We start from the raw sequence: 26,764 nt of genomic DNA on the forward strand, positions 1-26,764 counted from the left end.
AGTGTACCAGCCGTTCGTCGCTCCCGAGCCAAGCGCCCGCCATCGCCTCATTACCCCTTGTGCGACCTCAGCAGCAATGCTGCCACCGCACAGCCGAGCAACGCCAGGCAAGCCAGGTAGAAGGCATCGCTGTAGGCCATCAGGTAGGCTTCGCGGCGGATGGTGCCCGACAACCCTTCGAGCCACTGCTGCGAATGCCAGAGCCATGTCTGCACGGTCGGATCCAGGCGTGTGTGCAGTTGCGGCTCGAACACGGTCACATGCTCATGGATGCGCGCACTGTGCAGGCGTTCGCGCGTGGCCACCAGTTGGGTCAGGCCAGCCGTGCCGATGGCGCCACCCAGGTTGCGCAGCATCGAGAACACCGCCGAGGCCGACCCGGCCTCGCGCTTGTCCAGCCCGGCCACTGCCAGCACGGACAACGCAACCATGATGAACGGCTGGCCGATACCCCGTACCACGGTGGAGGGGATGATCACATTGTCGGCACTGTCGGCCGTCAGGCTGGCGCCCATCCAGCAGCCCAGCGCCATGATCAGGAACCCGCTGGCCACCATGAACTTGGCGCTGGTCCACCGCATCAGGCGCGGCATCAAGGGCGCCAGCAGCAACTGCACGAGCCCGTAGGCGATCAACGCCACACCCACGTCCCGGGCACTGAAGCCTTGCAGTTGCGAGAGGTAGTTAGGTACCAGAAACACCAGCCCGAAGGTGGCCGCCCCGAAGATGAACATCGCCAGGCTGGCCACGCCGAAGTTGTAACGGCCCAGCAACCGCAGATTGATGAACGCGCGCGGGCCGAACAGCTGGGTCGTCACGAACAGCACCAGGGCCAATGCTGACACCACGGTCATGCCCGTAATGAACGAAGACCCGAACCAGTCCAACCGGCCGCCTTCTTCCAGCACGATCTGCAGCCCGCCCAGGCCAATCACCATGGCGGCGATGCCGAGCCAGTCACCGTGGCGCAGCAACTGCAACTTCATCGGCCTGGCCTCGATGGACCAGGCAATGGTGCACAGCAGGGCAATACCAGGAAACAGCTGCAGGTAGAAGATCCAGCGCCAGGAGTACGCATCGGTCAACCAGCCGCCGATCGAAGGGCCCGCTGCCTGCGCCACGCTGTTGGCCAGGCTGAACAACGCCATGCCCATGGCCATTCGGCTGGCCGGCAGTTCGGTGATGATCAGCTGGAACGACAGCGGGATCAGCACGGCGCCGGCGGCGCCCTGGATTACCCGGATCACGATCATGGTTTCAAGGTTCGGCGCCCACGAACAGGCCACCGACGCGATCAGGAAGACCAGCGAGCCCGTCCACATCACCCGGCGCAGGGAGAACACCTCCACCAGCCAGACCGTCAGGGGGATCATCACGATCTCTGCCACCAGGTAGGCGGTGGATATCCATGACCCTTCCTCGAAGCTGGCGCCCAGCGAGCCGCGTATCTCGGGCAGTGCGGCACTGGTGACGTGCACGTTCATGCCGGCCATGAAACAGCCGAACAGCCCGCCCAGCACAGCCACCCAGGCGCGCAGGGATACCGCTTGTTCAGCGCGCATCGGCAGGCTCCGGCGTGCGCGTGTCGACGGTGGTCACCACCGACATGCCGGGCAGTATCTGCGGCCCGTTTACGGGCAGGTCGAGCAGGATGCGCACCGCAAAACGCTGGACGATCTTGGTGAAGTTGCCTGTGGCATTGTCCGACGGCAGCAACGCGAAAACATTGCCCGAGGCCGGCGAGAAGCTTGCTACGTGACCTTCGAATGCCTGGCCAGGGAAACTGTCCACCTGTACCTGTACAGGCTGCCCTGGGCGCATCCGAGCCAACTGGGTTTCCTTGTAGTTGGCGACGACATAGGCCTGCGCGACCGGCACCACTGCCAACAACGGCTGGCCCGGCACCACGTATTGCCCTGCACGCACGTGGCGCTTGCCCACCACGCCTGCCACCGGTGCGCGCAGCACGGTGTCCTGGGCGTCCTGTTCGGCCAGTCGGCGTTCGGCCCTGGCGCTTTCGAAGGCGGCCAGGTGCTGCTGCAGGTCGGCCTCGGCCTGGGCAGCGCCGGCCTTGGCCATCCGTTGCTGTGCCTGTTGTTCCCGCCATGCTGCCTTCGCCCCTTGCTCGACAGCCTTGGCCTGGTTGGCAGCGGCCAGCGCCTGCTCCAGCCGTTGGGTCGTGGCTGCCTCGTCGCGTACCAGGCCTTGGTAGCGTTGCAGGTCCAGCTGGCTGCGACGACGTTCGGCGCTGGCACTGTGCACGGCGGCCTCGGCCTTGAGGGTGGCCTGCGCCTGCTGCTCGATGCGCTGCACGGCCAGCTCGCGGCGAGCCCGCGCCGCGTCTATGGCCGCCTGCGCCTGGTGTTCGGCAGCGCGCGCGCGATCCCTGCGGGCCTGGTAATCGCGATCCTGCAACCGGACCAGCACAGCGCCGGCTTCAACCGGCTGGTCGTCTTCGACCTCCACCGTCGCCACATAGCCCGCCACGCGCGAACTCAATGCAACCCAATCGGCGCGGATGTAGGCATCGTCGGTACTTTCCAGGTAGCGCCCGGTGGAGAGCCAGTAGCCAGCGAGCGCCAGTAGCGCCAGCACGCCCAGGCATGCGGCTGCGCTATAGCGCAACCGCCGTCGTGTGCGAAGGGTCGCCTGCTCGGCAGTCGGGGTTGAGGGGTGCGTTTGTGCAGCAGCGTTCATGGTGGGGTTCCATTGTCCAGTGGAGGCGGTTGCGCTTTGCAAGCGTCGGCGGAGCCTTGGGCGTGGCGGCTTCACCACCCGCCGCCCAGTGCGCGGAACAGGTCGATCTGGGCACTGGCCACCTTGCCGCGCGCCTCGAGGAGCTGGTCATGCAAGGCGATCAGCTCGCGTTCGCTGTCAAGCAGGGCCAGCCCGTCCTGGGTGCCCGCACGGTAGCTGGCCTGTGCCAGGGCGAAGCCGCGCTGGCTGTGCTCGAGCGCAGCCTGCAGCGAAGACAGGTGCTGCTGCTCGCCGGCATGGCGGGCCAAAGCCTGGCGCACATCCTTCAGGGCCTTGAGCGCCACGCTGCGGTAGTGAGCGCGCTGGGCCTGCTGCAAAGCCTGGGCCTTGCCCAACCGGGCGCGGTTGGCTTTCAGGTTGGGAAATTCCCAGCTGATCAATGGGCCGACGCCAAAGGTGATGGCGCGGCTAGCCCCCAGGCCACTGATGTGACGGTCAGCGCTAGCCAGTTGGGCGCCAAAAAGAACCTTGGGGTACAGGTCGGCGCGCACGATGTCCGTTTCCAGGCCGGCGGCTTCCAACGCTCGTTCAGCCTGGCGTACGTCGGGGCGCCGTTCGAGCAGGTGCCAGCCATCGCCTGTGGGCAGCGTTGCCGTGAGCGAAGGGATGGCAGCGCAGGGGTGTGTGCGATCAACCGTGGCGTCACCGGCCAGGGTGCTCAGCTCGAACAGCGCCACCTGGCGCCGCGCCTCGAAAACAGGTATCCGGGCGCGCACCTGTTCACGCAGGCCGAGCAGCCGCTCGCCGTCCAGCGCCGTGGCGATGCCGGCCTGACGCTGGCGGTCGCTCAACAGCAGGCTGCGATCAAGGGTGCGCAGGGCTTGCCTGGCCTGGCTCAGGCGGGCGGTGTAGACGCATTGTTCGATGTAGGCACGGCTGGTCTGGGCGGCCACCAGCAGTCTCACGGCATCGTGCGCGGCGTTCGCAGCCTGCGCTTGCGCCTTGGCGCGATCGATTTGGGCTTGCGCCTGCCCCCACACGTCCACCTGATACGCCAGCGCCACGCCCGGATTGAAGTGCCAGGAGGCGGAAGCATGGCTGTCACGGGCCTGGGCCAGGGTCTGATCGTCACTGTCCCTGCCGTAGGTTGCAGCAATACCCAGCGAGGTAGCAGGCAGGCGCTGCGCCTCAAACTCGCCGATGCCAGCCAGCAGTGCCCGCACGTTGGCTTCGGCCTGGGCCAGGTCCTGGTTGTTGGCCAATGCGCGCTCCACCCAGCGTCCGAGTTGCGGGTCCTGGTACAACTGCCACCAGCGCTCGGGCAAAGGCTGCGCGCTAACCCCGGCCTGGGTCTCGGCCAAAGGGTTGACCCGCATGGCCGCCGGGGGCTGTTCGGAGGCGACAGGGTGCATGCAACCTGCCAGCAGGCCGAACGTCAGCACAGCGCAAAGCTGTACGGGGGAGGGGATCATCAACGAAGTGGGCATCATGAACATCGCTTGTCAGTCATGATGCAACGTTAGCGAGACCGGTCAGGTCAAGGCTGCCGTAAGCGGGACAACCGTGCGCGCCAGCGGGACAATTCGAACCGCTTCAGCGGGGGCGTGCGCTCCCGTCCTGCCAGTCGCTGGGCGCGTATCCCAGAATACGCCTGAACATGGCTGCAAAGGCGCTTGGGCTCTGGTAGCCGTGTTCGAGCGCCACGGTGATGATCGGACGGCCTGCCGCCAGGCACTGCTGGCTCAGCATCACCCGCGCCCGAGCGCGCCACTGGCCGTGGGACATGCCCAACTCGCGCTGAAACAGCCGGGCCACATTGCGCGTGCTCATGTTCAGCGCAGTGGCGCACTCTTCAAGCGAATGCGCCTCGGCGGGTGACCGCAGCATGCGCTCGCACCAGGCCCTCAGGCGCGCGTGCGTCGGCATTGCAACGAACGTGTCGATGCGCCTTGCATGGGCGAGCTCGCCGAGAATGAGCGCCCGTACGTGCTCGCCCTCCCGGACACCGAGCATTCGCGAGGCTGCCAGGATCAATTCACGCAGCAACCCCGTCACCACGATCACCTGGCAGTGGCCGACATGGGGCGCCAGCAGCAGGGAGCGCATGCTGACGACGCCTTCCATGACAATGGCATGGCTGACGCCGGCCGGCACCCACAACGCATTACCCCCATGGATCACCCAGCTTCCCGAATCGGTACTCACATGCACAATGCCACTGGCCGCGTAGATCAGTTGGTCGTGGGCGTGGCAGTGGCTGGCGACGTGATCGCCGGGGGCGTAATCCATTTCGAGTGTCTGCATGTGGGGGATCCATCGTTGGAATGGATCCAATTGTAAAGGGGGATCGTGTGTGGAGGTTGCAAAGGGTGGGGTAGTGTGCGGTTTGAATGTGACTGAATTGCTTGATTCTAGGAAAAGATAAGAATTTATTGCGAGCTATTTGGTTTTCACAGTTCACATTCTATTAACGAGCGAAGTGTGTGGGGAGCACTGGGTGGTCTATCCCCGCAATGCCGGCTCGCCATGGCGGTCGGCATGCAGGGAATTGGAAGTTACAAGCCGGCCTCAAGCGCGAGTAGCGCGTCAATGGTCTGCCGACGTCGGATCAAGCGTACGGCTTGGCCTTCGATCATCACCTCTGGCAGCAAAGGCCGGCTGTTGTAGTTGGACGACATGGAGGCGCCGTAGGCACCGGCATCGTGAATCACCAGCAAGTCGCCAACCACGGCCTGGGGCAAGTCCTGAGGGCAGAGCGCCTGTTCATCCTGAGTGAACACGTCCCCCGATTCGCACAGTGGGCCGGCGACCACGGTCGGTTGCCGCGGGCGGTCTACGGGGTGGCCGTCGGCATCGAGCAGGGTCATGGCATGGTAGGCCCCGTACATCGCAGGACGCATCAGGTCGTTGAAGCCAGCATCGACCAGCACGAATGTGTTGCGGCCCACCTGCTTGACGGCACGGACTTCGGTCACCAGATAGCCCGACTCGGCTACCAGAAAACGCCCTGGCTCGATCTCCATGCGCACCGGGTGGCCGAGCACGGCTTCGATTTCCTGCCGTGCCACTGCCCAGGTTTGCGCATAGCGCTGCAGGTCCACCGGCGTGTCGGTATCGCGGTATGGCGTCGAGAGCCCACCGCCGATCGAGAACGCTTCGATGTCGGTGTCCAGGCGCGCGATCAGCTCGATCATGGCACGAGCCACCTGTTCCAGATGGGAGTAGTCAACGCCAGAGCCGATATGCATGTGCACGCCTACCAGGTGCAGGCGATGGGCCCGGATGCAGGCGAGCGCCTGCGGCAGGTCCTCGTGCCAGATGCCATGCTTGCTGTTCTCGCCCCCGGTATTGGTCTTGCGGCTATGGCCATGGCCGAACCCTGGGTTGATGCGCAGCCAGACACGGTGCCCTGGCGAGTGCTCGCCCAACTGGCGCAGCATGTCGATGGAGCCTGCGTTGACTTCGATCTTTTCCGCGACCGCGCGCGCCAGGGTGGCGCGGTCCAGCACGTCGCAAGTCAGCACCACCCCCGCAGGCTCGCCCGCCACACTGGCGCCGGCTGCAAAGGCGCGTTCCATTTCCCCGAGCGACACCGCATCGAGCACCAGCCCGTGCTGGCGCATCAAGCGCAATACCTGCAGGTTGGGGTTGGCCTTCTGGGCGAAGCGTACAGTGTCGAATGGCTTGAGCTGTTCTATCCGGCTGATGATGGTGGCGGCGTCGTAGGCCCACAGGGGTGAACCGTGCTGGCGAACGGCGTCGGCAAGCACAGCGTAAGGATGGTTCATGATCGAAGGACTCGGGACAGGGGGAAGTAGCGAGCATGGCCCGTAGACTCGATTCAGAAAAATAGCTATTTTTGCGCCACCCATTCAGACCTGATATGACCTGTGAATACCGTCGGTGCTGCCATGAAACTCTCCGCCCGCCACATCGAAGTGTTCCGCGCCATCATGGTCTCGGGCAGCGTGACGGGCGCGGCGCGTCTGCTGTTCACCTCGCAGCCGACGATCAGCCGTGAGCTGGCGCGGCTAGAGCACGTGACCGGCCTGCATCTGTTCGAACGCACGGCCGGTCGCTTGGAAGCCACCGCCCAGGCGTTGCTGCTGATCGATGAAGTAGAGCGGGCGTATGTAGGCCTTGAGCGCATCGATCGTTTTGCCCAGGCCATTCGCAATTTTCAGCAGGGCCAGTTGGCCGTCACCTGCCTGCCGTTGTTTTCGCAGACGCTACTGCCCAAGGTCTGCCAGCGTTTCCACAAACAGCACCCTGGGGTGAGCGTGAGCATCGTGGCCCAGGAGTCACCACTGCTGGAAGAGTCCCTGGCCACCCAGCAGCACGACCTGGGCCTGACGGAGGTCGCGCAGATACCCCGCGGGGCGAGCGGGGAATTGCTGTTCAGCGCCAACATGGTCTGCGTGCTGCCTGAGCACCATCCGTTGCAGGCCAGGTCACGGCTGAGCCTGGCGGACTTCCATGAGATCGATTTCATCAACCTGGCCAGCCTGGACACCTATCGCCAGCGTCTGGACCACCAGTTTCGCGCGGCCGGGGTGAACCGTCGCACGGTCATCGAGACCACCAGCGCCGCCTCGGTGTGCGCCATGGTCAGGCAGGGCCTGGGCGTCGCCATCATCAACCCCCTGAGCGGGCTGGAGGCGGCCCAGAGTGGTTTGCCCATCAGGCCGCTGGAGATCTCGATCGCCTACCAGGTGATGCTGGTCAGGCCAGACCACCGGCCGGCCTCGGCGGCGGTCGAGCCGTTCTGTCAGACACTGCGCGAGCAGGCGCAGGCGATGCAGCGCGCACTGGCCTAGCCCCTGCGGCCTGTGGCAAGCCTGCGCAGTGATCGGTGGATTAGAGTTCGCAGATGAACGTGCCGGTGCCGCTCAGGATGTTTTCCAAGGTTTGCCTGATCTCGTCCAGATCGCTCAGCGTGCTGGTCAGGTTGATCTGAAGCACCTCATCACCGCGCAAGGCGTCCCGGTCACCTGCCGCCACTTCGATCAACAGGCCAGTTGCGCTCAAGGTCACTTTCAAGCCGTCCAGGGTCGAGGGCTCATCATCCAGGGTCAGGTCGACCGTGTCTTCGTCGGGGTAGCGGGTCAGCAGGAACATCTGGCCTTTGTCGCTGTGGCAGCACAGGGTGGCCATGTTGTCCTCCTCTTCATCGCAGGGGGTGGCGAACAGCACGGCGGTGTCGATTTGCATGGCGGGCTCGGATCAAAGGAAACGGAAGGGAATTCTGACAGTCTTGCTTACATGCATAAACGTAAAGTTACCGCCCCTTGAACGAAATTGTCGCAGCGCTGCAAGCCTTGATGACCGGTCAGTCGTTAAGCTTCGCCCAGTCCTGGGCGTGCATGCGCACGCTCAACGCCTGGTTTTCATCGTTCGCCCTGCCTGCAATCGTCTATCGTTGATCCCGGCACGGCGCACGCAGCGACGCTTCAACTATTACAAAGCCCAAGCGGAGTACCACAGATGGCGTTCTTCACCGCGGCCAGCAAAGCCGACTTCCAGCATCAACTGCAAGCGGCCCTGGCGCAGCACATCAGCGAACAGTCCCTGCCACAAGTGGCGCTGTTCGCCGAACAGTTCTTCGGCATCATCTCTCTGGACGAACTCACCCAGCGCAGGCTTTCCGACCTGGCCGGCTGCACCCTGTCGGCCTGGCGCATCGTCGAGCGTTTCGACCCCGAGCACCCGCAGGTGCGCGTGTACAACCCCGATTACGAACGCAACGGTTGGCAGTCGACCCACACGGTCGTCGAGGTGCTGCACCATGACCTGCCGTTTCTGGTGGACTCGGTCCGCACCGAGCTGAACCGCCGTGGCTACAGCATTCATACGCTGCAGACCACGGTATTGAGCGTGCGCCGCAACGCCAAGGGCGAATTGCTGGAGCTGCTGCCCAAGGGTACCCACGGTGAAGGGGTTGGGCACGAGTCGCTGATGTACCTGGAGATCGATCGCTGCGCCAACGCTGCGGAGCTGAGCGTGCTGGCTCGGGAAATCGAGCAGGTGCTGGCCGAGGTCCGCGTGGCGGTCGATGATTTCGAGCCGATGAAGGACAAGCTGCGTGAAGTCGTGGCGCTGGTCGAGCAGACCCCGTACGGGCCGGCCCAGCACGAAAAGGGCGAGGTCAAGGCGTTCCTGGAGTGGTTGCTGGACAACCACTTCACCTTCCTGGGATACGAAGAGTTCACCGTCCAGGCCGATCAGGCCGGTGGCCAGATGGTTTACGACGCGCAGTCGTTCCTTGGGCTGCCGCGTCGCCTGCGCGTTGGCTTGACCCCCGAAGAGCTGCGCATCGAAGACTACGCCGTGGCCTACCTGGCCGAGCCGCTGCTGCTCTCCTTCGCCAAGGCTGCGCTGCCAAGCCGGGTACACCGCCCGGGCTACCCTGACTACGTGTCCATCCGTCAGCTCGATGCCTCGGGTAACGTGCTCAAGGAACACCGCTTCATGGGCCTTTACACCTCCACGGTGTATGGCGAAAGCGTGCACGCCATCCCCTACATCCGGGTCAAGGTCGCCGAAGTGGAGCGCCGTTCCGGCTTCGATACCAAGGCTCACCTGGGCAAGGAACTGGCGCAGGTGCTCGAGGTGCTGCCGCGCGACGATCTGTTCCAGACGCCGGTCGATGAGCTGTTCAGCACGGTCATGTCCATCGTGCAGATCCAGGAGCGCAACAAGATTCGCGTCTTCCTGCGCAAAGACCCGTACGGGCGCTTCTGCTATTGCCTGGCCTATGTGCCGCGTGAAATCTATTCCACCGAGGTTCGGCAGAAAATCCAGCAGGTGTTGATGGAACGCCTGAAGGCCAGCGATTGCGAGTTCTGGACCTTCTTCTCCGAGTCGGTACTGGCCCGTGTGCAGCTGATCCTGCGCGTGGACCCGAAGAACCGTATCGACATCGACCCGCAGCAGCTCGAGCGTGAAGTCATCCAGGCCTGCCGTTCCTGGCAGGACGATTTCTCGGCGCTGGTCGTGGAGAACTTCGGCGAAGCCCAAGGCACCAACATCCTGGCCGATTTCCCCAAAGGCTTCCCGGCTGGCTACCGCGAGCGCTTCGCCGCCCATTCGGCGGTGGTGGACCTGCAGCATGTGCTGGCCCTGTCGGAAAGCAAGCCACTGGCCATGAGTTTCTACCAGCCGCTCACGCGGGTTGGCGAGCGCACCCTGCACTGCAAGCTGTACCACGCCGACACCCCTCTGGCGCTGTCGGACGTACTGCCGATTCTGGAAAACCTCGGCCTGCGCGTGCTGGGAGAGTTCCCCTATCGACTGCGCCACGCCAATGGCCGCGAATACTGGATTCACGACTTCGCCTTCACCTACAGCGAAGGCCTGAGCCTGAACATCCAGGAGCTCAATGACACCTTCCAGGATGCATTCATCCACATCGTCGGCGGCGATGCCGAAAACGATGCCTTCAACCGCCTGGTGCTGACCGCGGGCCTGCCGTGGCGCGACGTGGCATTGCTGCGTGCCTATGCACGCTACCTGAAACAAATCCGTCTGGGCTTCGACCTGGGCTACATTGCCAGCACGCTAAACAACCACACCGACATCGCGCGCGAGCTTACCCGCCTGTTCAAGACGCGTTTCTACCTGGCCCGCAAGCTGACCCAGGACGACCTCGAGGACAAGCAGCAGCGCCTTGAGCAAGCGATCCTCAATGCGCTGGACGAGGTGCAGGTGCTCAACGAGGACCGCATCCTGCGTCGCTACCTGGACCTGATCAAGGCCACCCTGCGCACCAACTTCTATCAGCTCGATGCCAACGGCCAGAACAAGTCGTATTTCAGCTTCAAGTTCAACCCCAAGCTTGTGCCCGAACTGCCCAAGCCGGTGCCCAAGTTCGAGATCTTCGTCTATTCCCCTCGGGTCGAGGGTGTGCACCTGCGCTTTGGCAACGTTGCGCGCGGCGGCCTGCGCTGGTCGGACCGCGAGGAAGACTATCGCACTGAGGTGCTGGGCCTGGTCAAGGCGCAGCAGGTGAAGAACTCGGTAATCGTACCTGTCGGCGCCAAGGGTGGTTTCCTGCCACGTCGCCTGCCACTGGGCGGCACGCGTGACGAGATCGCGGCAGAGGGCGTGGCGTGCTACCGCATCTTCATCTCGGGGTTGCTCGACATTACCGACAACCTCAAGGACGGTGGCGTCGTGCCGCCGGTCGGCGTGGTGCGTCACGACGATGACGACCCGTACCTGGTCGTGGCGGCCGACAAAGGCACCGCCACGTTCTCGGACATCGCCAACGGCATCGCCATCGACTATGGCTTCTGGCTGGGTGACGCCTTCGCATCGGGTGGCTCGGCAGGCTACGACCACAAGAAAATGGGCATCACCGCCCGCGGTGCCTGGGTCGGCGTGCAGCGTCACTTCCGTGAGCGCGGCATCAACGTGCAGGAAGATCCGATCACGGTGATCGGTGTGGGCGACATGGCCGGCGACGTCTTCGGTAATGGCTTGTTGATGTCCGACAAGCTGCAACTGGTAGCGGCCTTCAACCACCTGCATATCTTCATCGACCCCAACCCGGAGCCGGCGTCCAGCTTTGCCGAGCGCAAGCGCTTGTTCGACTTGCCGCGTTCGGCGTGGACCGACTACGACACCAGCATCATGTCCGAAGGCGGTGGCATTTTCCCGCGTAGCGCCAAGAGCATCGCCATCACGGCGCAGATGAAGGAACGCTTCGCCATCGAGGCCGACCGCCTGACGCCCACCGAGCTGCTCAATGCACTGCTCAAGGCGCCCGTTGACCTGCTCTGGAACGGTGGCATCGGCACCTACGTCAAGGCCAGTGGCGAAAGCCACGCCGACGTTGGCGACAAGGCCAACGACGCCTTGCGTGTCAACGGCAACGAGCTGCGCTGCAAGGTGGTAGGCGAGGGCGGCAACCTGGGCATGACCCAGCTTGGCCGGGTGGAATTCGGCCTGCACGGCGGCGCCACCAACACCGACTTCATCGACAACGCTGGCGGCGTGGATTGCTCCGACCACGAGGTCAACATCAAGATTCTGCTCAACGAGGTTGTGCAGGGTGGTGACATGACCGAGAAGCAGCGCAACCAGCTGCTCGGTAGCATGACCGAGGAAGTGTCCGGCCTGGTGCTGGGCAACAACTACAAGCAGACCCAGGCGCTGTCGCTGGCAGCGCGTCGCGTGCGCGAGCGCATTGCCGAGTACAAGCGCCTGATGGCCGACCTCGAGGCCCGTGGCAAGCTTGACCGGGCCATCGAGTTCCTGCCTTCCGAGGAACAGCTGGCCGAGCGCCTCGCCGCCGGCCAGGGCCTGACCCGTGCAGAGCTCTCGGTACTGATCTCCTACAGCAAGATCGACTTGAAGGAGCAGTTGCTCAAGTCCCAGGTGCCGGACGACGATTACCTGACCCGCGACATGGAAACCGCGTTCCCGCCGTCGCTGGTCAGCAAGTTCGCCGACTCCATGCGCCGCCACCGCCTCAAGCGCGAGATCGTCAGCACCCAGATCGCCAACGACCTGGTCAACAACATGGGCATCACTTTCGTGCAGCGGTTGAAGGAATCGACCGGCATGAGCCCTGCCAACGTGGCCGGGGCTTACGTGATCGTGCGCGACATCTTCCACCTGCCGCACTGGTTCCGTCAGATCGAGGCGCTGGATTACCAGGTCCCCGCCGAGATCCAGCTGACCCTGATGGACGAACTGATGCGCCTGGGTCGTCGAGCCACGCGCTGGTTCCTGCGTAGCCGTCGCAATGAGCAAGACGCTGGCCGTGATTGCGCCCACTTTGGGCCGAAGATCGCCCAGCTTGGGCTCAAGCTCGACGAACTGCTCGAAGGCCCGACCCGCGAACGCTGGATGGTGCGCTACCAGAGCTTCGTCGATGCGGGGGTGCCGGAGCTGTTGGCACGAATGGTGGCCGGTACCAGCCATCTGTACACCTTGCTGCCGATCATCGAGGCGGCTGATGTGACCGGTCACGAGCCGGCGCAGGTGGCCAAGGCGTTCTTCGCCGTGGGCAGCGCGCTTGACCTGACCTGGTACTTGCAGGAGATCAGCAACCTGCCGGTGGAGAACAACTGGCAGGCCCTGGCCCGGGAAGCCTTCCGCGACGACATCGACCTGCAACAACGCGCCATCACCATCTCGGTATTGCAGATGGCCGATGCACCGCAGGACATGGATGCCCGCGTCGCGCTGTGGGCCGAGCAGCATCGGGTGATGGTGGAGCGCTGGCGCGCCATGCTCGATGACCTGCGCAGCGCCTCGGGCCATGACTACGCAATGTATGCAGTGGCCAACCGCGAGCTGGTCGATCTGGCCATGAGTGGGCAGGCGACTGTAATGCCGTCCTGAGTCATTGCTGAAATGAAAAAGCCCCGGCCGTGATGCCGGGGCTTTTTTGTGGGTGAGGTGTTGGGCGATTGGTTATGGAATGACGGTCAACGGGGCGCGCAGCGGCCCCAGTGATCTGTGATGCAGAACTCAAGTACCGAGGCCGCTGATGCCTGCCGCCGGCACCGAGCAGCACCCATAAGCCAACGATAGAGACAGGCGTTGCTCACGGTGTCTGCGCTCAAACCCTACGACATCACCAGACCAAGCCCGCCACTGCCTTACTTGAACCGCCGCTCCACACCCTTCTCCACCAGGATCTTGGCCGATATTTCTTCCACCGAAAAATGCGTGGAATTGATGTTGGGAATGTTCTCGCGGCGGAACAGGCTCTCGACTTCTCGCACCTCGAATTCGCACTGGGCGAAGCTCGAGTAACGGCTATTGGGCTTGCGCTCGTGGCGAATGGCGGTCAGCCGGTCGGGGTCGATGGTCAGGCCGAACAGCTTGCTGTGATGCTTTTTCAGCACCGCCGGCAGTTGCAGGCGCTCCATGTCGTCTTCAGTCAGCGGGTAGTTGGCCGCGCGGATGCCGAACTGCATGGCCATGTACAGGCACGTCGGGGTTTTGCCGCAACGGGACACACCCACCAGGATCAGGTCGGCCTTGTCGTAGTAATGGGTGCGAGCGCCGTCATCGTTGTCCAGGGCGAAGTTCACCGCCTCGATGCGCTCCATGTAGTTGGAATTGCCACCAATGGAGTGGGATTTGCCCACCGAATACGAGGAATGGGCGGTCAACTCCTGTTCCAGCGGGGACAGGAACGAGGAGAAGATGTCGATCATGAACCCGTTGGAGGTGGCGAGGATCTCGCGGATGTCCTGGTTGACGATGGTGTCGAAGATGATCGGCCGCATGCCGTCGCGCTCGGCCGCCGCATTGATCTGCTGAACCATGTTGCGCGCTTTTTCGGGGGAGTCGATGTATGGCCGGGTGAATTTGCTGAAAGGAATGCTCTCGAACTGCGCGAGCAGGCTCTGGCCCAGGGTCTCGGCAGTGATGCCGGTGCCGTCGGAGATGAAGAACGCGGTTCGTTTCATTTGCGATCGGGGCCTTAGTGATGATGACGTTTCTTGATTATGATAAGTTCGCTTTGCCGAATGCGGCTGTCGGCATTCTCACTTATTTTCCAGGTACAGGCCACATGCGTCCGGCCCAGTCAAGAAGACAGGCGGGCGCCGTTGAGCTTTTCCAATACAGCTAGTGGAGAGATCACCTTGGTAGAGTACGTAGTTTCCCTCGAAAAGCTCGGCGTCCATGATGTGGAGCATGTGGGGGGCAAGAACGCATCCCTGGGCGAGATGATCAGCAATCTTGCCGGTGCCGGCGTGTCCGTGCCGGGCGGCTTTGCCACTACGGCTCAGGCGTACCGTGATTTCCTCGAGCAAAGTGGGCTCAACGACCGCATCCATGCGGCGCTCGATGCCCTGGACGTGGACGATGTCAACGCCCTGGCCAAGACCGGCGCGCAGATTCGCCAGTGGGTGATGGAAGCCGAATTCCCGGCGCGTCTGGATGCCGAGATCCGTACCGCCTTCGCCGAAATGGCCAATGGCAACGACAACATGGCCGTGGCCGTGCGCTCCTCGGCCACCGCCGAAGACCTGCCAGACGCCTCGTTCGCCGGCCAGCAGGAAACCTTCCTCAACATCCGCGGCGTGGACAACGTGATCCGTGCTGCGAAGGAAGTGTTCGCCTCGCTGTTCAATGACCGTGCCATCTCCTACCGTGTGCACCAGGGCTTCGACCACAAGCTGGTCGCGCTCTCGGCTGGCGTGCAGCGCATGGTTCGCTCCGAAACCGGTACCGCCGGCGTGATGTTCACGCTGGACACCGAGTCGGGATTCCGTGACGTCGTGTTCATCACCGGTGCCTACGGCCTGGGTGAAACCGTGGTCCAGGGCGCGGTCAACCCTGACGAATTCTACGTACACAAACACACCCTGCAGGCTGGCCGTCCGGCCATCCTGCGCCGCAACCTGGGCAGCAAGGCGATCAAGATGGTCTATGGCGAAGAAGCCAAGGCCGGTCGCTCGGTCAAGACGGTCGAAGTCGATCGCGCCGAGCGTGCCCGCTTCTGCCTGAGCGACGACGAAGTCAACGAGCTGGCCAAGCAGGCGATGATCATCGAGCAGCATTATCAGCGCCCAATGGACATCGAGTGGGCCAAGGACGGTGACGACGGCAAGCTGTACATCGTCCAGGCCCGCCCTGAGACCGTGAAGAGCCGCGCCAGCGCCAACGTCATGGAACGTTACCTGCTGAAAGAGAAGGGCACCGTGCTGGTCGAAGGCCGCGCCATCGGCCAGCGCATCGGCGCCGGCAAGGTCCGCGTGATCAACGACGTCTCCGAGATGGACAAGGTGCAGCCAGGCGACGTGCTGGTCTCGGACATGACCGACCCGGACTGGGAGCCGGTGATGAAGCGTGCCAGTGCCATCGTCACCAACCGTGGCGGGCGTACCTGCCATGCGGCCATCATTGCCCGTGAACTGGGTATTCCGGCGGTCGTCGGTTGCGGCAACGCTACCCAGATTCTCAAAGATGGGCAGGGCGTGACCGTCTCCTGCGCCGAAGGCGATACCGGCTTCATCTTCGAGGGTGAACTGGGCTTCGACATCAAGCAGAACTCGGTGGACGCCATGCCCGAGCTGCCGTTCAAGATCATGATGAACGTCGGCAACCCGGACCGCGCCTTCGACTTCGCCCAGCTGCCCAACGCCGGTGTAGGCCTGGCGCGCCTGGAATTCATCATCAACCGCATGATCGGCGTGCACCCCAAGGCATTGCTCAACTACGCCGGCTTGCCGGCCGACCTGAAGGACAGCGTCGACAAGCGCATCGCCGGTTATGACGACCCGGTCGGTTTCTATGTGGAGAAGCTGGTCGAAGGCATCAGCACCCTGGCAGCGGCGTTTTATCCCAAGAAAGTGATCGTTCGCCTGTCGGACTTCAAGTCCAACGAGTACGCCAACCTGATCGGCGGCAAGCTGTACGAGCCCGAAGAAGAAAACCCGATGCTGGGCTTCCGTGGAGCCTCTCGCTACATCAGCGAGGCGTTCCGCGATTGCTTCGAACTCGAGTGCCGCGCACTCAAGCGCGTGCGCAACGAAATGGGCCTGACCAACGTCGAGATCATGGTGCCGTTCGTGCGTACCCTCGGTGAGGCCAGCCAAGTGGTCGACCTGCTGGCGGAAAACGGCCTGGCCCGTGGCGACAACGGCCTGCGCGTCATCATGATGTGCGAACTGCCGTCCAACGCCATCCTGGCCGACGAGTTCCTCGAATACTTCGACGGTTTCTCCATCGGATCGAACGACCTGACCCAGCTGACGTTGGGTCTGGACCGTGATTCGGGCATCATTGCCCACCTGTTCGATGAGCGAAATCCCGCGGTCAAGAAGCTGCTGGCCAACGCCATCGCGGCGTGCAACAAGGCCGGCAAGTACATCGGCATTTGCGGTCAGGGCCCTTCGGATCACCCAGACCTGGCCAAATGGCTGATGGAGCAGGGCATCGACAGCGTATCGCTGAACCCGGACTCGGTGCTCGAAACCTGGTTCTACCTGGCCGAAGGCCAAAGCGCGACCTGATACCGCAAAACGCGAGGGGCGTCTGGCGTCCCTCGCCTGGTTTTTTCCAGGGCGAGTTCCAGCGATGGATTTCGCCCTTTTTTGTGCGACAAGCAACCGACCTATGCAAAGCAGCAGTACATTATTTCCCGTCGCCTTGCTCAGTGCCGAGCGTCGCGGCGACCTCAGTGAAGACGTCTATCGCATCAAGGCCGGCTTGGGTCCCGATCCCAGCGTGGAGCTGGCCGTGACCCGGCTGGGCTTGGCTGACCAGAACACCGCCCAGGGTATTCCGGTCATCTTGCTGCATGGCAGCTTTTCCAATCGGCGTTTCTGGTATTCACCCAAGGGCGGTGGCCTTGGGGCCTACCTGGCCCGGGCCGGCTTCGATGTATGGATCCCCGAGATGCGTGGTCACGGGCTGTCGCCGCGCAATCGGGATTGGGCACAGAACACGGTGGTCGCCTACGCGCGCGACGACGTACCGGCCATCGGTGCCTTCGTGCATGAGAAAGCGGGCAGGGCGCCCCTGTGGATTGGGCATTCGTTGGGCGGCACTACCTTGGCGGTCGCCCTGGGGAGCGGCGCGTTGGCTGCGCAGCATGTGTCGGGTGTGGCGCTATTCGGTTCCCAGGTAAGCCGCAGCTACTGGCCGTTGAAAGTGCCTCCGGTGGTGTGGGGCATGCGCTGGCTGCTACGCCGCTGGGGGCATTTGTCTGGCTCGCGCTTTGGGCGCGGGCCAGAGGATGAACCCGTCGGCCTTGCCTTGGAACACATGCGCTGGCATGGATTGATCGGGCGTTTTGGCGACAAGCAGGGCGATTGGTGGGCAGGCCTTGCGCAAGTCGACGTGCCGACGCTGGCCGTCGCAGCCGCGGCCGACCAGCAGAGCCCGCCGTGGGCCTGCCGCACGTTGTTCGAGCAACTCGGTGGCGCGCACAAGCAGTTCCTCTGCCTTGGGCCTGCGGCGGGCTTCGATGCCTTTGGCCATGCGGACATGCTGGCCAGCCAGGCTGCCCACGTGCAGGTATGGCCGCTGGTAGAACGCTGGCTGCGTGAGCCCAGGTTGCCGGTGCATGCGTCCATTGAGGCCTTGGCGCTCGTGCCCGCGCTATGAAAGGCGCTGACCGTGCGGTCTCGGGTGACTGCGGTGTGCTCCAAGGTGTAGCCTTGGCCCTCAATCGCTTTCGTTGTGACTGACAGGAGCTTGCCATGCAGCATTACGTAACGCCCGACCTGTGTGACGCCTATCCGGACCTCGTGCAGGTGCTGGAGCCGATGTTCAGCAACTTTGGTGGCCGCGATTCGTTCGGTGGCCAGATCGTCACCATCAAGTGCTTCGAGGACAACTCGCTCGTGCGTGAGCAGGTCGAACTCGATGGCCGGGGCAAGGTGTTGGTGGTCGACGGCGGCGGCTCGCTGCGTCGCGCCCTGTTGGGCGACATGCTTGCCGAAAAAGCGGCGAAAAACGGCTGGGAAGGCCTGGTGATCTACGGCTGCGTGCGCGACGTCGACGCACTGATCCAGACCAACGTGGGTGTGCAGGCGCTGGCCAGCCACCCGCTCAAAACCGACAAGCGTGGCATTGGCGACCTCAACGTCGTGGTGAGTTTCGCGGGCGTGACCTTCAGGCCCGGTGAATACGTGTACGCCGACAACAACGGCGTACTGGTCTCGCCAAGCCCGTTGCAGATGCCGGAGTGACGCGCCGCTGGCGCTGATGGAGCTTTGATGTTCGAGGAAGACAACGCGCAGTGGGGGCTGGTGCATGCCCTGGTGCTCGATGGCAAGGGCGGGGCACGCGCCATCGCCCGAACCGAGCTGGCCGATTTGCAACTGCAACCTGAGCAAAGCCTCTGGTTGCACTGGGACCGCAGCCACCCCCAAACCCGGTCGTGGCTGCTGAGCGAGAGTGGCCTTAGTGAATTCGCCTGCGAGCTGTTGCTGGAAGAGAACACTCGGCCGCGCTTGCTGCCGATGGCCGACGAGCAATTGTTGCTGTTTCTGCGTGGGGTCAACCTCAACCCTGGTGCCGAGCCTGAGGACATGGTTTCGGTGCGAATCTTCGCCCAGGCCCAGCGCGTGATTTCGCTGCGCTTGCGCCCGCTCCGGGCCAGCGACGAAGTCCTGCTGCAACTGGAGCAGGGCAGGGGGCCGAAGACAGCTTCCGAGTTGCTGTTGCTGATGGGCGAACTGCTGACCGAGAAAGTCCAGGGTTTGGTCAGCGATCTGTCCGAATTGGTCGACCTCGAAGAAGAAAAGGTAGAGGTTGACGAGCGACACCTGCCTGATCAGGGCAGCTTGCAGCAGATCCGCCGCCGCGCGGCTGGGCTGCGACGTTTCCTGGCCCCGCAGCGCGACATCTATGCACATCTTTCACGCAGCAAGTGGAGCTGGTTTGCCGAGGTCGATGCCGATTACTGGAACGAGCTGAACAACAGCCTGATCCGCTATCTCGAAGAGCTCGAACTGACCCGCGAACGTGCGGCATTGGTGCTTGAGAGCGAAGACCGCCGCCGCAGCGAACGGATGAACCGCACCATGTACCGGTTTGGCATCATCACCTGCATCTTTCTGCCAATGAGCTTCATCACCGGGCTGTTGGGCATCAACGTGGGTGGCATTCCTGGGGCGCAGAACCCTTACGGGTTTCTCATGGCGTGCCTGGTGGTGGTGGGGCTGGCAGCAGGGCAATGGTGGTTGTTCCGGCGCTTGCAGTGGGTATAGCCGCCAGCGCGCCAGCAGCCTGGTCGACACAAGGTGTGACCCGTCGCCAGGCCGTCTCGTCTCTTGCTGATACTACGCGAGGTGCCCATGCACGATCCGTTCGAACAATCCCTGCGTGACCTGCTCAAGGCATCCCCGTCCGGCAATGACCGCCATGACCAGGATGATGCCGCCTGCCTGGGTCGCGTGCTCAAGACCGCCAACCGTCAGGTTGGCGCCGGTGATCTGTTCAGCTTGCTTGGCCGTTGGAGCCAGGCGCTGATGATCGCCATCAACAATGGCTCGGCGCACGTCGCGCCGGTGCGCAGACATTCTTCCCGCAACGCTGCCGCTGGCAGCAAAGCTGATAAGGCCGACTGAATATGGAACTCGATCTCTGGACCCAGAGCCTGGTCACCGCCATGACCGCCCTATGGACCAAGGTGGCGAACTTCATCCCCAACTTGTTCGGCGCGTTGGTGGTGGTGCTGCTGGGCTTTGTGGTAGCCAAGCTGCTCGATACCTTGCTCTCCAAACTGCTGGCCAAGCTTGGCCTTGATCGCCTGATGGCCGGTACGGGTCTGACCAAGATGCTGGGCCGGGTTGGCATTCAGGTACCGATTTCTACCCTGATCGGCAAGATCGTCTACTGGTTCGTGCTGCTGATCTTCCTCGTATCGGCCGCCGAGTCGCTGGGCCTGGAGCGCGTCTCGGCCACGCTCGACATGCTGGCCTTGTACCTGCCCAAGGTGTTCGGTGCAGCGTTGATATTGCTCGCGGGCGTGCTCCTGGCGCAGGTGGCCAACGGCCTGGTGCGCGGCGCTGCCGAAGGCGTGGGGCTTGAGTACGCCGCGGGGCTTGGACGCATCGTTCAGGGCCTGGTCATCATCATCAGCATTTCAGTGGCTATCAGCCAGCTGGAGGTCAAGACCGACCTGCTCAACCATGTGATCGTTATCGGCCTGATTACCGTTGGTCTGGCCGTTGCGCTGGCCATGGGCCTGGGTAGCCGCGAAATCGCGGGTCAGATCCTGGCGGGCATCTACGTCCGCGAGCTGTTCCAGGTGGGCCAGCAGGTGCGCATTGGCGAGGTAGAAGGGCATATCGAGGAAATCGGCACGGTCAAGACGGTGATCCTCACCGACGATGACGAGCTGGTTTCCCTGTCCAACCGAGAATTGCTCGAGCAGCGGGTCAATAGCCGCTGACCGCACAAAGCTGTTAATGTATGCCGCCGCAAAAACCGACCCTCCTGGGCGTTTGCGGCGACATTGACCTGACTGTCGGCCAGATTCGTTTTGAATAAAGTCCCCACGCCGCCCATGCGCTACGACCCCCGCGAACTCACCGACGAAGAGTTGGTGGCGCGCTCGCATGAGGAGCTGTATCACGTGACCCGCGCGTATGAGGAGCTCATGCGTCGCTATCAGCGAACCCTGTTCAACGTATGTGCACGTTATTTGGGGAACGACCGGGACGCGGATGATGTCTGTCAGGAAGTCATGTTGAAAGTGCTCTATGGTCTCAAGAATTTCGAGGGAAAATCCAAATTCAAGACCTGGCTTTACAGCATCACCTACAATGAATGCATCACCCAGTACCGCAAGGAGCGCCGCAAGCGCAGGTTGATGGATGCCTTGAGCCTGGACCCTGTTGAAGAGGCGTCCGAGGACAAGGCCCCAAAGGCCGAAGAAAAGGGCGGGCTGGACAAGTGGCTGGTCCATGTGAACCCGATCGATCGGGAAATCCTGGTGCTGCGATTCGTCGCCGAGCTGGAGTTCCAGGAGATCGCGGATATCATGCACATGGGGCTCAGCGCGACGAAAATGCGATACAAGCGTGCGCTTGACAAGCTTCGGGAGAAATTTGCCGGTCTGGATGAAACTTAACGACCAGCAAATATCTCTAACGAACCGGCGAGTTCTGCTAGACTCGCCGACGAGTTGTCCCCCCGGTTTTGGTGGGACTGCTTAACTATCACCAGATGGGGATTTAACGGATGAAACTGAAAAACACCTTGGGCTTGGCCATTGGTTCGCTCGTAGCCGCCACCTCGATTGGCGCTATGGCACAAGGCCAAGGCGCCGTCGAAACTGAAATCTTCTACAAGAAAGAATTCTTCGACAGCCAGCGCGACTTCAAAAACGACGGTAACCTGTTCGGCGGCTCCATCGGTTACTTCCTGACCGACGACGTTGAACTGCGTCTGGGCTACGACGAAGTCCACAACGCCCGTGGCGACGACGGCAAGAACATCAAGGGCTCCAACACCGCCCTGGACGCCGTTTACCACTTCAACAACCCGTACGACGCCATCCGTCCGTACGTTTCCGCTGGTTTCTCGCACCAGTCGATCGGCCAGACCGGCCGTGGTGGTCGTAACCACTCCACCTTCGCCAACGTTGGCGCTGGCGCCAAGTGGTACATCACTGACATGTTCTACGCCCGTGCCGGCGTAGAAGCTCAGTACAACATCGACCAGGGCGACACCGAGTGGGCTCCAAGCGTTGGTGTTGGTCTGAACTTCGGCGGTAGCCCGAAGAACCAGGCTGCTCCTGCACCTGCTCCAGTTGCTGAAGTCTGCTCCGACTCCGACAACGACGGCGTTTGCGACAACGTCGACAAGTGCCCAGACACCCCGGCCAACGTCACTGTTGACGCCGACGGCTGCCCGGCTGTTGCCGAAGTCGTTCGCGTTGAGCTGGACGTCAAGTTCGACTTCGACAAGTCGGTCGTCAAGCCTAACAGCTACGGCGACATCAAGAACCTGGCTGACTTCATGAAGCAGTACCCACAGACCACCACCGTGGTTGAAGGTCACACTGACTCCGTAGGTCCAGACGCTTACAACCAGAAGCTGTCCGAGCGTCGTGCCAACGCTGTCAAGCAGGTCCTGACCCAGCAGTACGGCGTAGAATCCAGCCGTGTTGACTCGGTTGGCTACGGCGAAACCCGTCCGGTTGCCGACAACGCCACCGAAGAAGGCCGTGCTATCAACCGTCGCGTTGAAGCTCAGGTAGAAGCCCAGGCCAAGTAATTGGTTTGAAGCTTCATGAAAAACCCGGCCTCGGCCGGGTTTTTCTTTGCCTGCATGACAGCATGTGATGTCTAGCAGGCAAGCACTGGTGTAAGGCCCAGCCAAGGCAGTGCTTGCCTGCTAGACATTTGTCTGTACGTTCATCTGCCCAGGCAGCCCTCCGCAGAAAACCTGCAGGCCAACATCGGGCTGTCCTGTGCCGTTGGTGATAGCTATAATCGCCCCCTCACTCACCCCGAGTCTTGCCTGCCCATGTATACCCTGGCCCGCCAGCTGCTGTTCAAACTGTCACCGGAAACTTCTCATGATCTATCGCTGGACCTGATCGGTGCCGGCGGCCGGCTTGGCTTGAACGGCAAGCTGTGCAAGCGCCCGGCCTCATTGCCTGTCAAGGTCATGGGCCTGGATTTCGCCAACCCGGTAGGTCTGGCGGCTGGCTTGGACAAGAACGGTACGGCCATCGACGGCTTCGCCCAGCTGGGCTTCGGTTTCGTCGAGATCGGCACTGTCACGCCTCGCCCGCAACCTGGCAACCCCAAACCTCGACTGTTCCGCTTGCCAGAGGCAACTGCCATCATCAACCGCATGGGTTTCAATAACCTTGGGGTTGATCATCTGCTGGGCCGTGTACGCGCTGCCCGTTACAAGGGCGTGCTGGGTATCAATATTGGCAAGAACTTCGACACGCCAGTCGAGCGCGCGGTGGACGATTACCTGATCTGCCTGGACAAGGTCTACAGCGCGGCCAGCTACGTCACTGTCAATGTCAGCTCACCCAACACACCGGGGCTGCGCAGCCTGCAGTTCGGGGATTCGCTCAAGCAATTGCTCGATGCCTTGGCGGAACGTCGGGCACAGCTGAGCGCCCGTCATGGCCGGCATGTGCCCTTGGCCATCAAGATTGCCCCTGACATGAGCGATGAAGAAACGGCGCTGGTGGCCGCTGCGCTTGTCGAGTCAGGCATGGACGCGGTCATCGCGACCAATACCACGCTCGGGCGCGAAGGCGTGGAGGCCCTGCCGTATGGCGGTGAAGCAGGCGGGCTCTCAGGTGCCCCCGTACGCCAGAAGAGCACACGTATCGTTCAAGTGTTGGCCGGTGAGATGGGCGGCAAGCTGCCAATCATTGCCGCAGGGGGCATCACGGAAGGAAAACATGCGGCCGAGAAGATCGCCGCCGGTGCGAGCCTGGTGCAGATCTACTCGGGCTTCATCTATAAAGGGCCGGCGCTCATTCGAGAAGCCGTGGACGCCATCGCCGCCATGCCCAAGCGGTAAGCTTGCCCGCAAAAAAAGGGCCCCATGAAGGGGCCCTTGGGCCTCAGCCCGCCGCCCTGGTGGGGCGTGCCTGGTAAATCGCGTGAATGTCCTCTATCAGCCTACGGCGTGATTTTCGTTGAGCCTGTGGATACCGGCGGTGCCAGTCATACCGTCCCAGTTGTCACCACGGCCCTCCCGCCAGCCGTTGATCCAGGCTTGACGAACAGATGGCAGGGTAAAGGGGCAAAGCTCCCGGGATTTGCCGGTGACTCCATATTGGTAGCCACGTGAAAATGCTCTTTCCAACGGATCACGCTTAAGTCTTCTCATAGGGTGTTGCCCTCACTTGTTGACTGTAATGTCCCGTCGGCCTCATGGAGGCCGGGCAGAATCGTTCTGCCGGTATGGGCTCGCTGCCGGCGTCGCGAGCCTGAAGTGCCGCTTCGTTGCGATGCGGCCTGTGCTCAGTTCTAACCAATGCAGGTGACGGTGGGAATGATCGATTTGTCATAAGCACGTAACCTTTCCAAGGGTCAGGGGATAAGTAAATAAATGCGACTCATCCTTATTCCCGCCGCAGCCCCGCAGGATCGGGGGTTAGCCGAAGTTTGACGCCATTTTGCCATCGCCTCTGTGAGGCATTTGAAATACCTCGAAATGCGACGAAGGGTCACCTAGGCCCCGGTATCGCGAGAATGTATGTACTGCTCGATGATCTAAGCTGTTTGTGCCGTCAGGCATGGATGGGTAAGTCGGGCGGCCCGGTCATCGCTCTTGCGTAAGGGGAGCGTGGCCACTTGCACACCTGTCGGAAAAGGGTGCAGGTAAACAGGGCGTCGCGATGCGTCGCAGCGCCAGTCTAATAGCCCTACTGTGCTGGATAACTCATGTCGGACCGTTTCGAACTCTACCTCACTTGTCCCAAAGGCCTTGAAAGCCTGCTTGCAGAAGAGGCCCGCAGCCTTGGCCTGGATGAGGTGCGTGAACACACCTCGGCTATTCGCGGGGCTGCCGACATGGAGACAGCCTACCGTCTGTGCCTGTGGTCCAGGTTGGCAAACCGCGTATTGCTGGTGCTCAAGCGGTTTTCCATGAAAAACGCCGACGACCTGTATGACGGTGTCAATGCCGTGGAGTGGGCTGACCACTTGGCCGCTGATGGCACCCTGGCCGTTGAGTTCAGCGGTCATGGGTCAGGGATCGACAATACTCATTTCGGCGCTCTCAAGGTCAAGGACGCCATTGTCGACAAACTGCGCAACCGTGAAGGCCTACGCCCGTCGGTGGAGAAGATCGACCCGGATGTGCGCGTGCACCTGCGCCTTGACCGGGGTGAGGCGATCCTGTCGCTGGACCTCTCCGGTCACAGCCTTCATCAGCGTGGTTATCGCCTGCAGCAAGGTGCAGCACCGCTCAAGGAAAACCTCGCTGCCGCCGTGTTGATTCGTTCCGGCTGGCCACGCATCGCTGCCCAGGGCGGCGCACTGGCCGACCCCATGTGTGGTGTCGGCACATTCCTGGTCGAGGCGGCAATGATCGCCGCGGACATCGCCCCCAACCTCAAGCGTGAGCGTTGGGGCTTCACGGCGTGGCTGGGCCATGTGCCTGCGCTCTGGCGCAAGGTGCATGATCAGGCGCAGGCGCGGGCTGAAGCTGGCCTGGCCAAACCTGCGTTGTGGATCCGCGGCTATGAAGCCGATCCTCGCTTGATACAACCAGGGCGTAACAACGTCGAACGCGCAGGCCTGAGCGATTGGGTGAAGATCTATCAGGGTGAAGTGAGTACATTCGAGCCGCGCCCGGACCAGAACCAGAAAGGCTTGGTCATCAGCAACCCACCCTACGGGGAGCGTCTGGGTGACGAAGCCAGCCTGCTTTACCTTTACCAGAACCTTGGCGAACGCCTGCGTCAGGCATGCATGGGTTGGGAAGCCGCCGTCTTTACGGGCGCTGCGCAACTGGGCAAGCGCATGGGCCTGCGCAGCCACAAGCAGTACGCATTCTGGAACGGTGCACTGCCCTGCAAGTTGTTGCTGTTCAAGGTCCAGCCGGACCAGTTCGTGACCGGCGAGCGCCGGACCGAACCGGCTGAAGCCCTGCAAGCCCACCAGCCAGCGCAGGTGGCCAGCCAGCCTGCTCGCCTGTCCGAGGGTGCGCAGATGTTCGCCAACCGCCTGCAGAAAAACCTTCGGCAGCTGGGCAAGTGGGCTCGCCGCGAACAGGTCAGCTGCTATCGACTGTACGATGCGGATATGCCCGAGTATGCCCTGGCTGTAGACATGTATCAGGACTGGGTGCACGTGCAGGAATACGCCGCGCCGCGTTCGATCGATCCCGACAAGGCACAAGCGCGCCTGCTCGACGCGCTGGCGGCGATCCCCCAGGCCCTTGGTATTTCGCCACAACGCGTGGTGCTCAAGCGCCGGGAGCGTCAAAGCGGAACCCGCCAGTACGAGCGCCAGGCCACGGAAGGTCGCTTTCAGGAAGTGTCGGAAGCGGGGGTCAAGCTGCTGGTCAACCTGACCGACTACCTCGATACCGGCCTGTTCCTGGACCATCGGCCGATGCGCTTACGCATTCAGCGTGAGGCGGCCGGCAAGCGCTTCCTGAACCTGTTCTGCTATACCGCGACGGCTACCGTGCATGCAGCCAAGGGCGGGGCGCGCAGCACCACCAGCGTCGACCTGTCGAAAACCTACCTGGACTGGGCGCGGCGCAACCTGGCGCTCAACGGCTTTTCAGAGCGCAATCGTCTGGAACAAGGGGATGTCATGACGTGGTTGGAGGCCGAGCGTGAAAGCTACGACCTGATCTTCATCGATCCGCCCACGTTCTCCAACTCCAAGCGCATGGAAGGTGTGTTCGACGTTCAGCGCGACCACGTTCAGTTGCTGGACTTGGCGATGGCGCGGCTGGCCCCGGGTGGTGTGCTGTATTTCTCCAACAACTTCCGCAAGTTCCAGCTCGACGAGCACCTGTCTGCTCGTTACGCCGTGGAAGAGATCACCGCCCAGACGCTTGACCCGGACTTCGCCCGCAACAACCGCATCCATCGCGCCTGGAAGCTGCAGTTGCGGTGATGCGCCGACGCCTGTGCCCTTGC

At 62.5% G+C, this 26,764-nt stretch carries 21 protein-coding genes; 13 read left to right on the forward strand and 8 right to left on the reverse strand.

What is annotated here, in order from left to right; all coding sequences use genetic code 11:
- Positions 1 to 50: 50 nt before the first annotated feature.
- The 5 genes from NMB38_RS07030 to lysA all read right to left on the reverse strand — a co-directional run bounded on the left by NMB38_RS07030 (position 51) and on the right by lysA (position 6,485).
- Positions 51 to 1,562 (reverse strand): MDR family MFS transporter, encoded by a 1,512-nt coding sequence (locus tag NMB38_RS07030; RefSeq protein WP_494354931.1) that lies wholly within the window; start codon positions 1,560 to 1,562, stop codon positions 51 to 53.
- A complete protein-coding gene (locus tag NMB38_RS07035; protein ID WP_236165954.1) occupies positions 1,552 to 2,697 on the reverse strand; it encodes an HlyD family secretion protein in 1,146 nt (381 codons plus the stop codon). The genes NMB38_RS07030 and NMB38_RS07035 overlap by 11 nt, the downstream gene beginning before the upstream one ends.
- A gap of 71 nt (positions 2,698 to 2,768) precedes the next feature.
- On the reverse strand, positions 2,769 to 4,184 hold the full coding sequence (locus NMB38_RS07040; RefSeq protein WP_276574012.1) for an efflux transporter outer membrane subunit: 1,416 nt from the start codon (positions 4,182 to 4,184) through the stop codon (positions 2,769 to 2,771).
- Between the two features lie 106 nt (positions 4,185 to 4,290).
- On the reverse strand, positions 4,291 to 5,001 hold the full coding sequence (locus NMB38_RS07045) for an AraC family transcriptional regulator (RefSeq protein WP_088523051.1): 711 nt from the start codon (positions 4,999 to 5,001) through the stop codon (positions 4,291 to 4,293).
- A 251-nt stretch (positions 5,002 to 5,252) separates the two neighbouring features.
- Positions 5,253 to 6,485, reverse strand: coding sequence for a diaminopimelate decarboxylase (gene lysA / locus NMB38_RS07050; RefSeq protein WP_236166942.1), 1,233 nt, complete (start codon positions 6,483 to 6,485; stop codon positions 5,253 to 5,255).
- 123 nt (positions 6,486 to 6,608) lie between these two features.
- Here lysA and NMB38_RS07055 point away from each other — a divergent pair, with 123 nt between their 5' ends.
- Entirely contained in the window at positions 6,609 to 7,514 is a 906-nt protein-coding gene (locus tag NMB38_RS07055; protein ID WP_027916536.1) for a LysR family transcriptional regulator, read from the forward strand.
- 40 nt (positions 7,515 to 7,554) lie between these two features.
- Here NMB38_RS07055 and NMB38_RS07060 read toward each other — a convergent pair whose 3' ends face one another.
- Positions 7,555 to 7,908 (reverse strand): hypothetical protein, encoded by a 354-nt coding sequence (locus tag NMB38_RS07060; RefSeq protein WP_027916537.1) that lies wholly within the window; start codon positions 7,906 to 7,908, stop codon positions 7,555 to 7,557.
- Positions 7,909 to 7,985: 77 nt separating this feature from the next.
- On the opposite strand from NMB38_RS07060, the gene NMB38_RS07065 reads away from it, so the two are divergent.
- Both NMB38_RS07065 and NMB38_RS07070 read left to right on the forward strand, forming a co-directional pair.
- On the forward strand, positions 7,986 to 8,120 hold the full coding sequence (locus tag NMB38_RS07065; RefSeq protein ID WP_255212324.1) for a hypothetical protein: 135 nt from the start codon (positions 7,986 to 7,988) through the stop codon (positions 8,118 to 8,120).
- Positions 8,121 to 8,181: 61 nt separating this feature from the next.
- The gene (locus tag NMB38_RS07070; protein ID WP_027916538.1) at positions 8,182 to 13,047 is read left to right on the forward strand and encodes an NAD-glutamate dehydrogenase; all 4,866 of its coding nucleotides are present in this window, start codon (positions 8,182 to 8,184) and stop codon (positions 13,045 to 13,047) included.
- 260 nt (positions 13,048 to 13,307) lie between these two features.
- On the opposite strand, the gene ppsR is transcribed toward NMB38_RS07070, so the two are convergent.
- Positions 13,308 to 14,126: a posphoenolpyruvate synthetase regulatory kinase/phosphorylase PpsR gene (gene ppsR, locus NMB38_RS07075; protein ID WP_027916539.1), complete on the reverse strand. Its 819-nt coding sequence runs from the start codon at positions 14,124 to 14,126 to the stop codon at positions 13,308 to 13,310.
- A 177-nt stretch (positions 14,127 to 14,303) separates the two neighbouring features.
- Here ppsR and ppsA point away from each other — a divergent pair, with 177 nt between their 5' ends.
- The 9 genes from ppsA (at position 14,304) to NMB38_RS07120 (ending at position 23,679) form a co-directional block, all read left to right on the forward strand.
- Complete coding sequence (ppsA, locus tag NMB38_RS07080; RefSeq protein WP_027916540.1) at positions 14,304 to 16,679, forward strand: phosphoenolpyruvate synthase; 2,376 nt, start codon at positions 14,304 to 14,306, stop codon at positions 16,677 to 16,679.
- Positions 16,680 to 16,782: 103 nt separating this feature from the next.
- Entirely contained in the window at positions 16,783 to 17,775 is a 993-nt protein-coding gene (locus NMB38_RS07085; protein ID WP_256674439.1) for an alpha/beta fold hydrolase, read from the forward strand.
- 95 nt (positions 17,776 to 17,870) lie between these two features.
- Positions 17,871 to 18,362, forward strand: a complete 492-nt coding sequence (gene rraA / locus NMB38_RS07090) for a ribonuclease E activity regulator RraA (protein WP_023533704.1) — start codon at positions 17,871 to 17,873, stop codon at positions 18,360 to 18,362.
- A 27-nt stretch (positions 18,363 to 18,389) separates the two neighbouring features.
- The gene (locus tag NMB38_RS07095) at positions 18,390 to 19,385 is read left to right on the forward strand and encodes a zinc transporter ZntB (RefSeq protein WP_027916542.1); all 996 of its coding nucleotides are present in this window, start codon (positions 18,390 to 18,392) and stop codon (positions 19,383 to 19,385) included.
- A gap of 87 nt (positions 19,386 to 19,472) precedes the next feature.
- Positions 19,473 to 19,745, forward strand: a complete 273-nt coding sequence (locus NMB38_RS07100; RefSeq protein WP_023533663.1) for a hypothetical protein — start codon at positions 19,473 to 19,475, stop codon at positions 19,743 to 19,745.
- A 2-nt stretch (positions 19,746 to 19,747) separates the two neighbouring features.
- Complete coding sequence (locus tag NMB38_RS07105) at positions 19,748 to 20,572, forward strand: mechanosensitive ion channel family protein (protein ID WP_027916543.1); 825 nt, start codon at positions 19,748 to 19,750, stop codon at positions 20,570 to 20,572.
- 114 nt (positions 20,573 to 20,686) lie between these two features.
- On the forward strand, positions 20,687 to 21,253 hold the full coding sequence (gene sigX / locus NMB38_RS07110; RefSeq protein WP_023533721.1) for an RNA polymerase sigma factor SigX: 567 nt from the start codon (positions 20,687 to 20,689) through the stop codon (positions 21,251 to 21,253).
- A gap of 110 nt (positions 21,254 to 21,363) precedes the next feature.
- On the forward strand, positions 21,364 to 22,401 hold the full coding sequence (locus tag NMB38_RS07115; RefSeq protein WP_023533705.1) for an OmpA family protein: 1,038 nt from the start codon (positions 21,364 to 21,366) through the stop codon (positions 22,399 to 22,401).
- Between the two features lie 252 nt (positions 22,402 to 22,653).
- Positions 22,654 to 23,679 (forward strand): quinone-dependent dihydroorotate dehydrogenase, encoded by a 1,026-nt coding sequence (locus NMB38_RS07120; RefSeq protein ID WP_027916545.1) that lies wholly within the window; start codon positions 22,654 to 22,656, stop codon positions 23,677 to 23,679.
- Positions 23,680 to 23,775: 96 nt separating this feature from the next.
- Here NMB38_RS07120 and rmf read toward each other — a convergent pair whose 3' ends face one another.
- The gene (gene rmf / locus NMB38_RS07125; protein WP_023533691.1) at positions 23,776 to 23,991 is read right to left on the reverse strand and encodes a ribosome modulation factor; all 216 of its coding nucleotides are present in this window, start codon (positions 23,989 to 23,991) and stop codon (positions 23,776 to 23,778) included.
- A 557-nt stretch (positions 23,992 to 24,548) separates the two neighbouring features.
- Here rmf and rlmKL point away from each other — a divergent pair.
- Positions 24,549 to 26,741 (forward strand): bifunctional 23S rRNA (guanine(2069)-N(7))-methyltransferase RlmK/23S rRNA (guanine(2445)-N(2))-methyltransferase RlmL, encoded by a 2,193-nt coding sequence (rlmKL, locus tag NMB38_RS07130; RefSeq protein WP_027916546.1) that lies wholly within the window; start codon positions 24,549 to 24,551, stop codon positions 26,739 to 26,741.
- Positions 26,742 to 26,764: the final 23 nt, after the last annotated feature.

Source organism: Pseudomonas sp. FBCC-B35, assembly GCF_059133755.1.

Bases quoted from the DNA above. Each gene is read 5' to 3' on its own strand.
- NMB38_RS07030 (WP_494354931.1), bottom strand. From the start codon at position 1,562: ATGCGCGCTGAACAAGCGGTATCCCTGCGCGCCTGGGTGGCTGTGCTG.
- NMB38_RS07035 (WP_236165954.1), bottom strand. From the start codon at position 2,697: ATGAACGCTGCTGCACAAACGCACCCCTCAACCCCGACTGCCGAGCAG.
- NMB38_RS07040 (WP_276574012.1), bottom strand. From the start codon at position 4,184: ATGCCCACTTCGTTGATGATCCCCTCCCCCGTACAGCTTTGCGCTGTG.
- NMB38_RS07045 (WP_088523051.1), bottom strand. From the start codon at position 5,001: ATGCAGACACTCGAAATGGATTACGCCCCCGGCGATCACGTCGCCAGC.
- lysA (WP_236166942.1), bottom strand. From the start codon at position 6,485: ATGAACCATCCTTACGCTGTGCTTGCCGACGCCGTTCGCCAGCACGGT.
- NMB38_RS07055 (WP_027916536.1), top strand. From the start codon at position 6,609: ATGAAACTCTCCGCCCGCCACATCGAAGTGTTCCGCGCCATCATGGTC.
- NMB38_RS07060 (WP_027916537.1), bottom strand. From the start codon at position 7,908: ATGCAAATCGACACCGCCGTGCTGTTCGCCACCCCCTGCGATGAAGAG.
- NMB38_RS07070 (WP_027916538.1), top strand. From the start codon at position 8,182: ATGGCGTTCTTCACCGCGGCCAGCAAAGCCGACTTCCAGCATCAACTG.
- ppsR (WP_027916539.1), bottom strand. From the start codon at position 14,126: ATGAAACGAACCGCGTTCTTCATCTCCGACGGCACCGGCATCACTGCC.
- NMB38_RS07085 (WP_256674439.1), top strand. From the start codon at position 16,783: ATGCAAAGCAGCAGTACATTATTTCCCGTCGCCTTGCTCAGTGCCGAG.
- rraA (WP_023533704.1), top strand. From the start codon at position 17,871: ATGCAGCATTACGTAACGCCCGACCTGTGTGACGCCTATCCGGACCTC.
- NMB38_RS07095 (WP_027916542.1), top strand. From the start codon at position 18,390: ATGTTCGAGGAAGACAACGCGCAGTGGGGGCTGGTGCATGCCCTGGTG.
- NMB38_RS07100 (WP_023533663.1), top strand. From the start codon at position 19,473: ATGCACGATCCGTTCGAACAATCCCTGCGTGACCTGCTCAAGGCATCC.
- NMB38_RS07105 (WP_027916543.1), top strand. From the start codon at position 19,748: ATGGAACTCGATCTCTGGACCCAGAGCCTGGTCACCGCCATGACCGCC.
- sigX (WP_023533721.1), top strand. From the start codon at position 20,687: ATGCGCTACGACCCCCGCGAACTCACCGACGAAGAGTTGGTGGCGCGC.
- NMB38_RS07115 (WP_023533705.1), top strand. From the start codon at position 21,364: ATGAAACTGAAAAACACCTTGGGCTTGGCCATTGGTTCGCTCGTAGCC.
- NMB38_RS07120 (WP_027916545.1), top strand. From the start codon at position 22,654: ATGTATACCCTGGCCCGCCAGCTGCTGTTCAAACTGTCACCGGAAACT.
- rmf (WP_023533691.1), bottom strand. From the start codon at position 23,991: ATGAGAAGACTTAAGCGTGATCCGTTGGAAAGAGCATTTTCACGTGGC.
- rlmKL (WP_027916546.1), top strand. From the start codon at position 24,549: ATGTCGGACCGTTTCGAACTCTACCTCACTTGTCCCAAAGGCCTTGAA.